The following is a 15,013-nucleotide window of genomic DNA, read 5'->3' as shown; positions in this document are numbered from 1 at the left end:
GGTTAATCGAAAGCTGAACCGATGGTACGATCATGGACTTGGTAAGGGAGGTAATATTATCGATTTTGGGATTCAATATTACAGTTGTTCCGTTGGAGAATTTCTAAAAAAATTGGATGGTGGTTTTTCTTTTCAAAGGCCTATACAAAATATTCCCAAAATAAAAAATGAACTGGAGCATCAACTTAAAATTTTAAAAGATGTTAAACTTAGTTCACATGCATTGATGCGTTATTTGGAACAACGAAAAATTCCTATTGAAATTGCAACCCAATATTGCCGGGAAGTACATTATGAAGTAAATGGGAAAAACTATTACGGAATTGGTTTTAAAAATGATTCCGGCGGGTTTGAAATACGTAATCCTTACTTCAAAGCAAGCAGTTCTCCCAAGGATATTACTACTATAAAAAGTGGTTCCCAAGAGGTGGCAGTTTTCGAAGGTTTTGTCGATTTTTTATCTCTTAGAGCCCTCCACAAAAACCTTCCTGAAAATAGTCAGGATTTTGTGGTTTTAAATTCGGTTTCCTTCTTTGAAAGAGCACGCCCGTTTATGGAGGAACATCAGGTGATTCGACTGTACCTGGATAGGGATGCCACTGGACAAAATCTTACCCAGCGTGCACTTTCAATGAGTACAAAATATATTGATAAAAGCACCTTATACAAAAATCATAAGGATCTTAATGATTGGTTGGTGGGTATAGGAAAGCAGCAGAAGACACGCTTAGGGAGTAAACTGTCATAGTGTTGCTAAGCATTTTTGAAAACTTCACTATTTAGAAAGTCGCCAAAACTCCTGAAAGTGAATAATAAGCCTCCGGGAGATTTTGGTAAGACGACGAGTTTGCAACGTTCCTGCAAACGGCAAGATGAACGGTTGTTTAACAACCGACATCTTGCTGCCTATCACTCGGAACTCGTGGGCAGGGCGTATAGAATGAATTTTTGAGTTTGATAACAGGATAAAGGAGAATGAGATGGAAGGAAAAAAATCAAACAGAACACGCATTATCGGGCTGCGTTTGACACCCGATGAGTATGAAAAAATTGAAAAGAAATGGCAAAACAGCACCTGCCGAAAGCTAAGCGAATATGTCCGTCACAGCCTTTTTGAAAAGCCCATTGTAACTACCTACCGCAACCAATCTGCCGATGATTTTATGGTGGAGATGGGTAAACTTAGAAAGGAACTTAACCATGTGGGGAACAACTTTAATCAGGCGGTAAAAAAGCTGCATACACTTCATGGAATTGCGGAATTTAAAAACTGGCTGATCACCTACGAAGTGGAAAAAAGAACCCTGTTCAATAAGGTGGATGAGATTAAAACTCATATCAAAAAAATGGCAGAGATATGGTTGCAGTAATTAAAACAGGACACTCCATTCACCGCATTTTAAACTACAATGAGAACAAGGTAAAGCAGGGAGTAGCCGAGTGTATCGGAGCAGGAAATTACCCTGTTGACCCGGATAAAATGAGCTTTACCATGAAGCTCAATCGCTTCCTAAAACAGATGGAATTAAATGAAAAAACCAAGCGGAATAGTGTCCATATTTCTCTCAATTTTGATGTTTCAGAAAAGCATTTACCTAAACAAAAACTGCTTGAAATAGCCAATGGTTATCTGGATAAAATCGGTTTCGGTGAACAACCTTATCTGGTCTATCAACATCACGATGCAGGGCATCCGCACATCCATTTGGTGACTACTAATATTGAAGCGGACGGCAAGCGAATTGACTTGCACCATTTGGGTATTCGTAAATCTGAACCAGCTCGAAAAGCATTGGAAAAAGAGTTTGGTTTGGTGCAGGCTGAAGCCCAAAAAAATGATGAAAATTATCAGTTAAAACCCATAGTTGTAGGCAAGGCAATGTATGGCAAATCGCAAACCAAAATGGCTATTCAGAACATTCTGGAAAATGTGTTGAATCCATACAAATATACCAGCCTTCCGGAACTAAATGCAGTACTCAATCAATATAATGTAAAAGCAGAACGAGGAACGGAAAATTCAAAGGTTTATCAAACTGGCGGATTGTTATACCGGGTGCTGGATGCGGATGGGAATGCGGTAGGTGTCCCTATCAAAGCCAGCCTGTTTTATAATAAACCAACTTTGAAATTTCTGGAGCAGAAATTCAAAGAAAATGCCACTAAACGAACACCTTTTAAAAGACGGATAAAAAATGCGGTGGATAAGAAATTGTTATCAAAAAAGATATCCATTCCAGAACTTATATCTGCATTGGAAAAACAGGGTATCCATACTGTGCTTAGGCAAAACGCTAACGGAATTTTATACGGAATCACCTATGTAGATCACCAAACCAAATGTGTTTTTAACGGAAGTGTTTTGGGCAAAGCCTATAGTGCCAAAGCTATTCAGGAAAGGTGTTTACCGGAAAGGGTTTCAGGACAGGATTTGCTAAGGCATCCCGACCCGAAACAAACCATTGGGTTACAGCCACAGACTGCCGCTGCGGCAGAAACCAAAGAAGTTGATAAAGAATATCAATCTGTTTCCATATTAACAGGAAAAGAAAATGTATTGGAGGTGTTGACCCAGGCAGAAAACACCTCGAATTATTTACCTAATCAGCTTAAAAAGAAACGTAAAAAGAAGAAAAAAAGAAACCTGAATAATAATCAGTAAAAAAAATTAAAGCTATGGCAATGCACACCGGAGAAAATGAACAGGCGCTGAGAAAGATACTGGATATGACCAGGCTCATCAGCATTTCCATTTTAATCATCCATTTCTATTACTACTGTTACAGGGCATTTGAAATATGGGGATGGAGCAGCACTTTTAGTGACCGTATTTTAAGCAATATTTATAAGACGGGATTATTCAGCAGTTTTCACAAATCGAAATTAATTGCACTTTGTTTTTTGGGTATATCCCTTTTAGGAGCCAAAGGGAAAAAGGATGAGAAATTAAATAATAGAACAGCATTTGCTTATCTGATTACCGGACTGCTTATTTATTCTATCAGCTATCTGTGTATGAAGCTGAACATACCAATGGTGACCACTGCTATCCTGTATATGGCACTCACAGGAATAGGCTTTCTACTGGTATTGACGGGAGGAACTTTACTTTCCCGAATCATAAGGGACAAACTCAATAACAAGGATATTTTTAATAAGGAAAATGAAACCTTTCCACAGGAAGAACGATTGCTGGAAAATGAATATTCCATTAACCTTCCTGCCCAATATCAATTAAAGGATAAGCATCGGAAAAGTTGGGTCAATATCATTAATCCATTTCGGGCGATTATGGTATTGGGAACACCCGGTTCCGGAAAATCTTACTTTGTCATACGCCATGTGATTACCCAGCATATTCGGAAAGGGTTTAGTATGTTCGTATATGACTTTAAGTTTGATGACCTTTCCAAAATAGCTTATAACACCTGGCTTAAAAATCAACATCGATACATCAAGCCACCAGCATTTTATGTGATTAATTTTGATGATCTCACCCGGAGCCATCGATGCAATCCCTTGGAACCTTCAGCTATGACCGATATTACCGATGCGGCAGAAAGTGCCCGTACCATTTTGATGGGGTTAAACAGGGAATGGATCAAACGTCAGGGAGACTTCTTTGTGGAATCTCCGATTAACTTTCTGACGGCTATTATCTGGTATCTGAAAAAATACAAGGATGGAGAATTTTGCACCTTGCCGCATGTAATAGAATTGATGCAGGTAGATTATGATAGCCTATTTTCTTTGCTTCGTACCGAAAAGGAAATTGAAGTACTGATAAATCCTTTTGTTAACGCTTATTTGAATGATGTCATGGAACAATTGGAAGGCCAGATAGCTTCGGCAAAAGTGGCGATGGCAAGGCTTTCATCCCCGCATTTATGTTATGTGTTATCGGGAAATGATTTTAATCTGGATATTAATAATCCTGATGATCCAAAGATTGTGTGTATGGGGAACAATCCGCAGAAAATACAAATTTATGGAGCGGTATTATCGCTTTATGTAAACCGATTAATTAAGCTGGTGAACAAAAAAGGGAAGCTAAAGAGCAGCCTTATTTTTGATGAGTTCCCGACCATCTACCTGAACAATATGGACAGCCTGATCGCTACTGCACGAAGCAATAAGGTTTCTACCTGTCTGGGCATTCAGGATTTTAGTCAGCTCCGCAAAGATTACGGCCGTGAACAGGCAGATGTGATTATGAATATTACTGGGAATATTGTTAGTGGTCAGGTGACAGGTGATACCGCTAAACAATTATCGGAACGCTTTGGTAAAATCATGCAGGACAGGGAAAGTTATTCCATCAACAGCGGAGATACCTCGATTAGTCGATCCAAACAATTGGAAGTAGCGATACCACCTTCCAAAATCTCAAGTTTAAGCTCTGGTGAATTTGTGGGCATGGTAACGGATAATCCTGATTGTAAGATTGACTTGAAAGCTTTCCATTGCGAGATTATCAATGACCATGATAGCCTTAAGCGTGAGGAACAAAATTACCAGGACATTGAAGTGATCCGAAAGTTGGATTCGGGCATGGTACAGCGGAATTATTTCCAAATCAAACAGGATATTCAAGATATTATCCAATCGGAAATGGAACGGTTACTAAATGATCCGGGACTGAGCCATTTGGTGGTGAGGAAAGGTTAAAATGATTTTTAAGAAGTCGGGGTGGCAGGAAACTTGCTGCCTTTCGGAAAGCCTATTACCAGCCACTTTATATCTTCTCAGGAGGATATATTCACTGAATCATTCACTAAACTTAAAAGAACATCAAGACTTATATTATTTGATCGTCTTTGATGTTATAAAGAACAAATTAAATTTATAGCTTTAATTTAAAGCGTTTTATAGTCATACCACTGTTACTGACCTCCTCCCTTAAAACCGAACTGTTTAAAAGTAGATAATTCTTAATTGGAAAGCAGTTAATTTAGAATTAAAATGGACCACTACGATTAATCTTGTTATGTATGGTTTCCGTTCGTACTTGTACAGTCCATTAAATTCTGAAAGTGTTCAATAAAAAGGGCTAGGTGATATCCATCCAATAAAGCGTGATGTGCGTGAATAGATATAGGCATTGTTTTCTTATCCTTTTTATGTTCCACTTTTCCAAAAGATATTTTTGGACTACTGTCTGGGAAAGTAAAACTTCTTGCATGTGAAATACTGGTGAATCTCAACCATGGAATGGCGGAAAAATGAATAACATTCTCACCAGAAACAGCGGGAAGTAAGCTATTTGAATTTCTTACCCTCTCTGTTTCTTCGTATGCGTCCGTCTAAGTGCATCTTTTCTGAGAACCGTGTAGGTAATAATTTAGCGGTCTAAATATACTTAAAAATGACCCGATCTTCTACCTCAGAAATGCGTAAGCTGGTCACCAGCTATTATGAATCAGGACAAAGTCAAACTGCATTTGCCCGCGCCCATGGAATTAGCAAAGGAAAACTATCCTACTGGGTAAACAAGTTTCCCAGGGAGCAAGTTACAAAACCCGCAAAGAGCAATTTTGTTTCTTTATCGGCCGACCCTTCTACCGCTCCAACATCCTCCAGGAGTATGCATATCCGGTTAGGTAATGGTGTAGAAATTGAAATTCCCCTGTAATGTTTGCTTTAAGTAGTTCCCTGAATTACCAGCTATATCTTCCTGGTACCGATATGCGTAAGAGTTTTGATGGATTATGTGGTTTGGTCCTTGGAGAATTAGGCCATAGTCCCCAGGATGGTTCGGTCTATATCTTTATCAATAAAGCCCGCAATAAAGTTAAGTTACTGCATTGGCAATCCGGAGGCTTTGTATTGTACTATAAACGCCTGGATCGTGGTACTTTTGAATTGCCCGATTACGATGCATCCGTGGGAGGACTTCAATTGGATTACACCCAACTGGTGATGCTCATCGACGGGGTAGCCATCACCAATATGACCCGAAGAAAACGCTATAAAAAAGCCGGTTAAATACTGGTATATTTTTAAGAAGGGTAGTATTTTAGCTACCCGATGACCTATCAGGAGCTACAAAGAGAAAACCAGCAACTTCGAGCGTCCAACGAAGCCTTCAAGGAGAAGATCTCTGCTATGGAGGTACAACTCGGGCAACTCTATAAGCTGATCCAGGGCTTTAAATCGGAACACTTTATTCCTGAAATTCTGGAGCAGCAACTATCACTTTTTTCTGAAAATGCAGATAAAACTGGGCAAGTAGCTAGCCCCAAAGAAACCATCACCTATACCCGGGAGAAACAAAAACATCCGGGCCGTAGCAGCTTGCCGGAACACCTTCCGGTACGGGAAGTCATTCTGGAACCAGTGGAAGATGTAAGTACACTAAAAAAGATTGGCCAGGAAGTTAGTGAAACCCTGGAGTATACCCCGGCCAGTCTGGTTAAAAGACGGACCATTCGTCCTAAGTATGCCAGGAAAGACCAGCAAGGGGTGGTAATCGCGCCACTTCCCACGCGTCCTATCGAAAAATCTATTGCCGAGGCTTGTTTACTGGCTTATATTCTGGTGAGTAAGTATATTGACCACTTGCCATTCTATCGCCAGATTCAACGTTTTAAACGAGAGTTTGGCTGGGAACCGGCCTCCAGTACCTTGAGTGACTGGATGGCGAGTTGCTGTCAGCTGTTGAAACCCCTTTATAATACCTTGAAGCAAAAAATACTTGAAGACGGGTACATCCAGGCTGATGAAAGTCCGATCAAGGTGCTCGATAGTGATAAAAAAGGCAGCACACATCAAGGCTACCAATGGGTCTATCACGACCCCTTGCAAAAACTGGTGCTCTTTAATTACCGGAAAGGACGCGGTCAACAGGGGCCTAAAGAACTCCTTGATGGGTATAAAGGCTACGTCCAGTGCGATGGATGGGGTGTTTATGATAAGATCGGAATTGATCCTGATATTACTATGGCAGGCTGCTTGGTTCATGCAAGGAGAAAATTTGTGGATGCCCGGGACCAGGATAAAGCAAGGGCAGAAAAAGCATTGGCCATATTTAGTGAAATTTATAGGCAGGAAGGAGCGATTAAAGAGGAAGCAGCTGGTGATACGGATATGCGCAAAAAACTAAGATTAAAAAAGGTGCTGCCGCTACTGCAACAGATCAAAACCTGGATCCAGGAAGAGCAGTTTAAAGTGTTACCTAAAAGTGCCATCGGAAAAGCCATGACCTACTTTATAAATCAATACCCTAAGTTCGAGGTGATCTTTGAAGATGGGAGGATCGAATTGGATAATAACCTCATTGAGAATGCTATTCGTCCATTGGCTCTCGGTCGAAAAAATTTCTTGTTTGCAGGCTCTCACAAGGCTGCGCAGAATGCGGCTATGTTATATTCCTTCTTTGGGAGTTGTAAAATGCATGGTGTGAATCCCCAGGAGTGGTTAGAGGATACCCTGCAAAGAATACCTGATCATAGCATCCAAAAACTGGAGGAGTTACTACCGGGGTATAAAAAAGCATCATTATGAGTAAAGAAGAGACCAAGGCTAAAGAAACATTGTTAATAGACCTTACAAGAACATTCTGTATTCAGGAAATAAATGAAGAGTATGCTGCGCTCTGTGAGAAACTTATTAAGAAAATGGGCAGAAAAAGAGAAGTCCCTTTTAAAAGAGGAAAGCCCGAGATATGGGCCGCTGCAGTGATTTCTACTATAGGCTCAATAAATTTCCTGTTTGATAAATCCTTTGAACCTTATATTGCCAGCAGAAGTATTCATAACCACTTCGGCACTAAATCTAGTACCGTGACCAATAAAGCTGCTGAAATTAAGAAGATGTTCAACCTTTGGTATTATAACTCAGAATTCTCTACTGGGCATATGCAAGAAAATGATCCATTTAGCGATTTAGTCATGGTAGATGACCTGATGCTGCCTCTAAACTCATTACCAGAATATATGCAAACCATAGTTAAGGAAGCAAGGGCACAAGGGAAAGAAATTGCCTTTACTTCTGAGGATCCAGAGTGAAAACTATTATAGGTAGTTGTTGAGATACACACTTCTAGAAAAACGGCTCGGACGGATACTTTTAAAGAATATGATTTCATTTTGTTTGTCTTGAAATTCATTTTCTCTTACACAAACTCGCAATTGCTGTAAGTATTGTCTTGAAATGGAAATACCTTGTTCAACATTATTGAAATCGTTAAGATTAGATTCCTCAACTGCTTTTATTTCCTCTTTGTAATTATCTAAAATTTTATGAATCAGCTTATGCAAAATATTTGGGGCTTTAGATTTGGGTTAATTATCAATAAATATGGTTATGTGCTTATTTTTTTATGGTGGATTTTTGAAAAAGAATAAAAAACCAATAACAGCCAAGACAATGCTGCCAGCAATTATAAAAGGGTAGTAAAAACCACCTGCGAGTAACCAAGTCCCTAAAACAGGCCCTAGAATTTGACCAACGCTATTAGTAGAGCTCTGAATAGAAATGTTCCTGCCAGTATTTTGCTTTGATATTAATGAGACCGCAGAAAGTAAATTTGGGGTTACCATAGCACCTCCAGCAGCGAAAACAACGATTAACACATATACCAAGTATTCATTCTTAAAAAAGGGAAAGACAATTAAGGATAATCCAGATATAAACAACCCTAATGCAATTTGTTTCTTTGTGGATAAAAACTTCTCTCCGTAAGTAGCGAACAAAGGTTGTAAAACAGCCATTATTGAACCACATAGCATAAAACCAATACCTATTTGGTTACTGTTAAATCCTAATTCATCTTTCCCATATATTGAAAAGACAGTTTCAAACAGCGTTACTACAAATTGGATGACAAACGACAGACCCAGTAATACGACAAAATATTTGGTAAATGTGAATCGCAAGCTCGCTTTTTGTGTTGTGAACGTATGTACGCGAGTGGTGTTTTTTAACCATTTTGCTACTACAAATAAGACTATAAGTCCTAGAAGAGCGGCAAACAAAAAGGGTACTGAAAATCGGTCTAAATGCAGCAGACCTATCGTATATTTTAAATGAAGGTCAGTTTGAGACAGAAAGCCACCAATGACAGGGCCAAAAATAACACCAGAGCTAATGGCAACACCCGACCAACCCATTATTTTTGTTCTTCGTTTTTCAGAAGTAATGTCGCTCAAATATGCGTTGCTAACTGGAATAACTGATGACGTGAAAATACCACCAAAGATGCGAGCAACATATAGCATCGTCAATGATGTAGCAAGACCGGTAAGTAATTGCATAATTACAAAGCCGATTAGCCCAACAATGATAATTGGTTTACGTCCATATCTATCTGAAAGCTTTCCCCATACCACAACAAAAATTAATTGAAATAATGGATAAATGCTTGTAAGCAGTCCAATATGGAAGTTGATTAAATCGGTATCAAGATTGTCTTTTAAAGCTAATCTTTCGGTATAGTAAGGAAGGGTTGGCAATAATATACCATAGCCCAACATCACTACAAATAAACTCAACAGGATTAAAAATATCCTGTTGAGTTTTTCTTTTCTTTCCATTTATTTTTTACCGATTTTTCTTTTTAACAATTGTGCATTAATGGCCACTATAATGGTGCTCAAACTCATAAATACAGCTCCAACGGCAGGTCCTAAAACAAAGCCTGAAGAATATAGTACGCCAGCTGCTAAAGGAATAGCCACTACATTATATCCCGTAGCCCAGATTAGATTCTGAATCATTTTGTTATAGGTCGCTTTTCCGAATAGAATTAGATTGGCAATATCCTGTGGATTGCTATTTACCAAAATAATATCGGCAGTTTCAGCAGCCACATCTGTTCCGGAACCAACGGCAATACCAACATCAGCTTTTGCAAGTGCAGGCGCATCGTTTACACCATCGCCAGTCATAGCCACAAATTCTCCTTTGTTTTGTAACTTTTCTACAATTTCTACCTTTTGATGTGGCAGCACTTCAGCATAGTAACCATCCAAGCCAAGCTTATCACTTACAGCTTTGGCTGTTTTTTCGTTATCTCCTGTTGCCATCAAAACTTTAATGTTATTCTTTTTAAAGACTTTTATGGCTTCGGCAGATTCTGGTCGTATTTCATCGGCAAGAGCAATGTAACCAGCTAATTTTCCATCAATCAAGACAAAAACAACTGTTTCAGCGGCATCACTGTATGCGTCTTCGGGAATAGTGATTTTTTCATCCCTTAAAAAACCAGGACTAACCACTTTTACTTGCTTACCTTCTACATTGGCCTCAACGCCTTTACCTGTAATTGCATTAAAGTTTTCAGGCTTTGGGATGGTCATATTATCTTCTTTGACTTTTTTAATAATACCTACGGCGATAGGATGTTCCGAACTTTGTTCCAATGCACTCGAAAGCCTTAAAATTTCTTCAGATGAATAAGTTTCGCTAACAGACTCAATTCGAGTAACGCCAAAATCGCCTTTGGTCAATGTTCCCGTTTTATCAAACAATAAAGCTGATATTTTTCGGGATTCTTCAAAAGCTGTCCTATTTCGAATTAATAACCCGTTTTGAGCTGAAACAGCAGTAGAAATAGCAACCACAAGTGGTATGGCAAGACCTAATGCGTGTGGACAAGCAATGACCATAACGGTAACCATTCTTTCTAAAGCATAGACAAATGGAAAGCCTAAAATCAGCCATACCGCTAATGTTCCAAAACCAATACCTAATGCGATATAGGTAAGCCATTTTGCAGCTCTATCCGAGAGGTTTTGCATTTTTGATTTGGTTTTTTGCGCTTCTTCGACCATTTTGATGACCTTGTTGAGATAGCTATCTTTTCCAGTATGCTCAACCTTTACTTTTAAGGTACTGTTACCATTTACCGAACCACCAATAACCTTATCGTTTTCATCTTTTTTTACAGGTTTGGATTCGCCTGTAAGCATAGATTCGTTCAGGTAACTTGAACCGTCTACTATAATCCCATCAGCAGGAACTTTTTCACCTGGTTTAACCAAAATCACATCATCCTTTAGTAAATCTTCAAGAGGGATGTCTTCTATGATGTCGCCTTTTACCCTGTGCGCTTCCGCAGGCATCATACTTACCAGTAACTGTAAAGCTTTTGACGCACCTAACACACTTTTCATTTCTATCCAATGACCAAGCAACATTATGGCTATAAGTGTTGATAGCTCCCAGAAAAAGTCTTCGCCTCTTAAGCCAAATACGGTCGCGGTGCTATAAAAATAAGCTACAGAAATTGCCATAGAAATCAAGGTCATCATTCCTGGCGCACCTTTTTTGATTTCAGACCAGAATCCTTTTAAAAATGGCCAACCACCATAGAAATATACGATTGTGGAAAGTGCAAAAAGGATATATGGATTTCCGGGAAGCAAAAACTCATATCCAAAAAAGTCCTGAATCATCGGCGAGAAGAACAGTATGGGAATAGTAAGTACAAGGGTTACCCAAAACCGTTTTCTAAAATCGGCAATCATCATTTTATGATGGTCGTGCCCGTGTTCTCCGTGCCCTGGATTGTGGCCAGAATGGTCTCCACCTTTGTGGTTCATTTTAGAATGGTCTTCTTTTTTGTGTTTCATCTTCGAATGGTCCATTTTAGAATGGTCCATTTCATCGTGATTGTGGTGTTCGTGATTTTCCATTATTGTCTTGTTTAAGTGTTATCGTAATTTTTTTCTCATAGCTTCCGAAATGTTTTCGGCATAGACGCCATAGGCATCTACCAAAAGTCCTTTAATCCCATTTTTTGATGAAATAGCATAAAGCACACTATTATCGTCGGTACTGCTCATACCCTCAAAACGATGCATCTCGTCAACATTAAAATCTTCTGGGTGTATTTCAATTTTTAGTGAGGCACACTCCAAACATTCTGGTTTTAGGTTAAAATCATATGTATAGCCATTTCCCTGTAAATCGTTTATGGCTTCAGAAAGTGTATCGTAATTTTTCATCTGTCTTTATTTATAGTTTATTGTAAAATAGCTGTTATCTGCTTCTGAAAATTTCTGAAAAGTCAATAAACCTTTTTCATTTAATTTTTCGATAACGGTATAATTGAGTTGCTTAATGCGAATTCCCCAGGCATAGGCTTTAATATTAATTTTTGATTTTATAGTGTTTTTCCCATCCTCTAATTTTCGGTCATAAATTTTTATGATGCTTTTGGAACCAAAAAAGTTTAACAAGCCCGAGTCAAAACTCATTTCCAATTTAATATCTTTCAAGTTTTGTAAATCGTAGAGCTTTTTAAAATTTTCAGAAATGGTATTAATTTCGGTTTCTTTTGATTTTGGCTTGGAAAACGGAAAAGCCATTATCATTACATTGGCGTCATCTGGCTCACAACGGTAGGTAGTAGTGTATTTATCGGTTGATTGTTTGTTTTTGTCAAACAATTCTGTAACTACCTTTATTTCATAATATCCATTTTCCTTTATTGTTTCTCCAGCTTCAAAAGTTTGTTTATTGAGAAAATCACCTTCTTTATCAAAGTTTTCCCGAATAACAACTCTGCCTGAAATCTGCCCAATGAGCATTTCAGTTTGTCCAGTCATTGTGATGCTGAATAAAGTGATTAGTACTATAAAGCCTTGTTTTCTCATATATGGTGCATTAATTTTTTTACCTCTTTTGCCATAATATCACTTAAATCTATTCCATTTGAAGAGTGTGGGATGGTATTACAAGTCACTATTTTTTCTACTCCGGAATCCAATAAATCTTGATAGGTGTTTCCTGAAAAAACGGCGTGAATGCCTACACAAATAGGTGGTTTCATTCCTGCTTTTTTAAGATGTTGTACGGTTTCAATCATTGTTCGGGCTGTGGAAATAATATCATCTACCAAAATGGGTGTAGCATCTTTATATATATCCACATCGGGAACAGAGACTTCTACATCACGGTCACCGTGACGCACCTTTTGTAATACCGTAAATGGTGCTCCTGCATTTTTGGCGACTTCTGATACCCATTGTTCACTTTCAGAATCAGGTCCGATAAGTACCGGGTTTTCGATATTTTCTTTAATCCAATCTGAAATAGCATCGGCAGCGTGAATTACTTTATTTGGAATTTGATACACTTCTCCCAACGAACTAATTCTGTGCAAGTGAGGGTCAACTGTGGTAATGCTATCGGCGAAACCAGAAATCAATTTTCCGAAGAAACCAGAAGTTACCCCTTCGCCTTCATTAAATACTTTGTCCTGCCGCATATATGCCAAATAGGGCGCTACCAAACAGGTGCACATTGCCCCTAATGATTTGGCAGTATGACTTAAAAAATAAAGGGGCAATAGTTTTTCGTCTGGTTCGTGCAAGGTGCATACCAGTACCACACATTTATCTTTAACATCAGATAAGATGCGTGTGTACGATTCCCCGTCAGGGAATTTACGCAAAATGGCTTTGCCCACTTCAGCATCCATTTTTGTAGCCATTAGTTCTGTGAGTTCTTCATTTCCGGGAAGACAGAATAATATTGTTTTCATAGTTTTTTAAATTATAGTTATGATGTCGTTATGGTTGTTTTTATATTCCAGAGCATAGTTGAGTTCGCCTTTGGATTCAGCATATATGGTATATAATAATTGGTCTATTTCAATTTTTTCATTTAAATGGACATTCAAAAGAATCCCTGCCGATTTAGACTGCGGTGCGCCGGAAAGCTTGGCGAGTTTTGCTATCTTTCTATTATCTATGCGCTTTAAAACCCCAGAGTTTTCTGCTCTAATTTCGGTTTTATAGGGTGCTAAAACAGGTTTTGAAAAGCGGCCTTGGGCCTTACAAATGGCAAGGAATTTTTCATAAGCCTGACCAGATGTAAGCAATTCTTTGGCGGTTTCCGTTCCTTTTCCTTTTTCGACTTTGCCCGAAAGCTCTATAAGTTCTCCAGCCAAAAGCAACGCTCTTTCCATTAGGTCGATTGGGGCATCTGCCTCATTTTGTAAAACCTTCAATATATCGATGGCTTCCAAAGTTGGACCAATCCCTCTTCCTACAGGTTGCGTACCATCAGTAATGACCACTTTCACATTCAATCCGACAGAATTGCCTACCGTTTCCATATGGTTCTTGAGTTTTTCAGCCATTACTGAACTTCTAACTTTTGCAGTTTCTCCCACAGGAATATCAATAACCACGTGCGTAGAACCAGCTGCTGCTTTTTTTGATAGTACCGAAGCAATAAGCTGACCTTCGCTATCAATATCCAAGGCTTTTTCAATTTTAATGAGCACATCATCGGCAGGACTTAACTGCGCTGTACCGCCCCAAACAAAACATCCGCCTTCTTTTTCTACTACGGTCTTTATTTCCTCGGAAGAGAGCGTAACATTGGTCAGTACTTCCATTGTATCTGCTGTGCCTGCTGGCGAAGTGATTGCCCGTGAGGATGTTTTTGGCATAGTAAGCCCATACGCGGCAACAATGGCAACTACCAATGGTGTTGTCCTATTGCCAGGCAATCCGCCAATACAATGTTTGTCGACCACGATATCCTTGTTCCAGTTCAGTTGCTTTCCGGAAGCAATCATTGCTTTCGTTAGGTCGGATATTTCATCAATATCCATTCGGTCGCCAGCACAGGCAGTAATAAATGCCGAAAGGTGGATGTTGGAATAATCGCCTTCCACGATATCGGTTATGATGTTGTTATAGGCCTTATAATCCAGTTTTTTGTTATAGATTTTTGCCCTGACGTGGCTTAAGGATTCAATAGGCTCTAAATGGGAAACATATAATGTATCGTTTGGGGAAACATTGAGTTTTTTCGCAGCAGCATCTGATAGTCCGATTTCATTAGGCAACAGAATATCAGAATTCAGGACATTAAGACTTGCTACGATTGATGTATTTGCATTGGATATTCTTATTCGGGTAAGTGCTTCAAAACCTTCTGAAATACAAACGTGGCAATCTTCGCGCATATACACTACATTTTCGTTTTGGGTATAGATTCCGAGATGTTTATATTTTAATATGTTTGAGTGTGTGTCCATATTTTATTGGTTGTT

General features: G+C 38.9%; 14 protein-coding genes and 1 pseudogene. 8 read left to right on the top strand and 7 right to left on the bottom strand.

Annotated features, from left to right (window positions below; genetic code table 11):
* From AC13DP_RS02150 to mobC, 4 genes are all read left to right on the top strand, one after another.
* A partial coding sequence (locus tag AC13DP_RS02150; protein WP_483067224.1) for a toprim domain-containing protein occupies positions 1-748 on the top strand: 748 nt, incomplete at its 5' end.
* A 232-nt stretch (positions 749-980) separates the two neighbouring features.
* Positions 981-1,370 carry a plasmid mobilization protein gene (locus AC13DP_RS02145; RefSeq protein ID WP_013072827.1) on the top strand — a complete coding sequence of 130 codons (390 nt, stop codon included), beginning with the start codon at positions 981-983 and terminating at the stop codon, positions 1,368-1,370.
* Positions 1,358-2,662 carry a relaxase/mobilization nuclease domain-containing protein gene (locus AC13DP_RS02140; RefSeq protein WP_339813015.1) on the top strand — a complete coding sequence of 435 codons (1,305 nt, stop codon included), beginning with the start codon at positions 1,358-1,360 and terminating at the stop codon, positions 2,660-2,662. The genes AC13DP_RS02145 and AC13DP_RS02140 overlap by 13 nt, the downstream gene beginning before the upstream one ends.
* Before the next feature lie 20 nt (positions 2,663-2,682).
* A complete protein-coding gene (mobC, locus tag AC13DP_RS02135) occupies positions 2,683-4,668 on the top strand; it encodes a conjugal transfer protein MobC (protein ID WP_084840052.1) in 1,986 nt (661 codons plus the stop codon).
* 317 nt (positions 4,669-4,985) lie between these two features.
* Here mobC and AC13DP_RS02130 read toward each other — a convergent pair.
* A pseudogene (locus AC13DP_RS02130) lies at positions 4,986-5,264 on the bottom strand (CatA-like O-acetyltransferase); the annotation flags it as partial.
* 101 nt (positions 5,265-5,365) lie between these two features.
* Between AC13DP_RS02130 and tnpA the strand changes: the two are divergent.
* The 4 genes from tnpA to AC13DP_RS02110 are packed head-to-tail and all read left to right on the top strand — an operon-like array spanning position 5,366 to position 8,006.
* On the top strand, positions 5,366-5,632 hold the full coding sequence (gene tnpA, locus AC13DP_RS02125) for an IS66 family insertion sequence element accessory protein TnpA (RefSeq protein WP_339813018.1): 267 nt from the start codon (positions 5,366-5,368) through the stop codon (positions 5,630-5,632).
* On the top strand, positions 5,632-5,985 hold the full coding sequence (gene tnpB, locus AC13DP_RS02120) for an IS66 family insertion sequence element accessory protein TnpB (protein ID WP_339813020.1): 354 nt from the start codon (positions 5,632-5,634) through the stop codon (positions 5,983-5,985). The genes tnpA and tnpB overlap by 1 nt, the downstream gene beginning before the upstream one ends.
* Before the next feature lie 42 nt (positions 5,986-6,027).
* A complete protein-coding gene (gene tnpC, locus AC13DP_RS02115; RefSeq protein ID WP_013072822.1) occupies positions 6,028-7,503 on the top strand; it encodes an IS66 family transposase in 1,476 nt (491 codons plus the stop codon).
* A complete protein-coding gene (locus tag AC13DP_RS02110) occupies positions 7,500-8,006 on the top strand; it encodes a DUF6398 domain-containing protein (protein WP_013072821.1) in 507 nt (168 codons plus the stop codon). Before tnpC ends, AC13DP_RS02110 begins: the two co-directional genes overlap by 4 nt.
* A gap of 312 nt (positions 8,007-8,318) precedes the next feature.
* Here AC13DP_RS02110 and AC13DP_RS02105 read toward each other — a convergent pair whose 3' ends face one another.
* The 6 genes from AC13DP_RS02105 to AC13DP_RS02080 are packed head-to-tail and all read right to left on the bottom strand — an operon-like array spanning position 8,319 to position 14,998.
* On the bottom strand, positions 8,319-9,533 hold the full coding sequence (locus AC13DP_RS02105) for an MFS transporter (protein ID WP_013072819.1): 1,215 nt from the start codon (positions 9,531-9,533) through the stop codon (positions 8,319-8,321).
* Positions 9,534-11,636 carry a copper-translocating P-type ATPase gene (locus AC13DP_RS02100; RefSeq protein WP_013072818.1) on the bottom strand — a complete coding sequence of 701 codons (2,103 nt, stop codon included), beginning with the start codon at positions 11,634-11,636 and terminating at the stop codon, positions 9,534-9,536.
* 18 nt (positions 11,637-11,654) lie between these two features.
* Positions 11,655-11,948 carry a hypothetical protein gene (locus AC13DP_RS02095; RefSeq protein WP_008616393.1) on the bottom strand — a complete coding sequence of 98 codons (294 nt, stop codon included), beginning with the start codon at positions 11,946-11,948 and terminating at the stop codon, positions 11,655-11,657.
* Positions 11,949-11,954: 6 nt separating this feature from the next.
* Entirely contained in the window at positions 11,955-12,599 is a 645-nt protein-coding gene (locus tag AC13DP_RS02090; RefSeq protein WP_041579017.1) for a hypothetical protein, read from the bottom strand.
* Complete coding sequence (locus AC13DP_RS02085; RefSeq protein WP_013072816.1) at positions 12,596-13,489, bottom strand: ribose-phosphate pyrophosphokinase; 894 nt, start codon at positions 13,487-13,489, stop codon at positions 12,596-12,598. Before AC13DP_RS02085 ends, AC13DP_RS02090 begins: the two co-directional genes overlap by 4 nt.
* A gap of 6 nt (positions 13,490-13,495) precedes the next feature.
* The gene (locus tag AC13DP_RS02080) at positions 13,496-14,998 is read right to left on the bottom strand and encodes a thymidine phosphorylase family protein (protein WP_483067223.1); all 1,503 of its coding nucleotides are present in this window, start codon (positions 14,996-14,998) and stop codon (positions 13,496-13,498) included.
* Positions 14,999-15,013 lie beyond the last annotated feature (15 nt).

Source organism: Zunongwangia sp. L-65 (assembly GCF_056859415.1).
The sequence above is the reverse complement of the archived record's forward strand: the minus strand, read 5'-3'. Positions and strand labels throughout refer to the sequence as shown.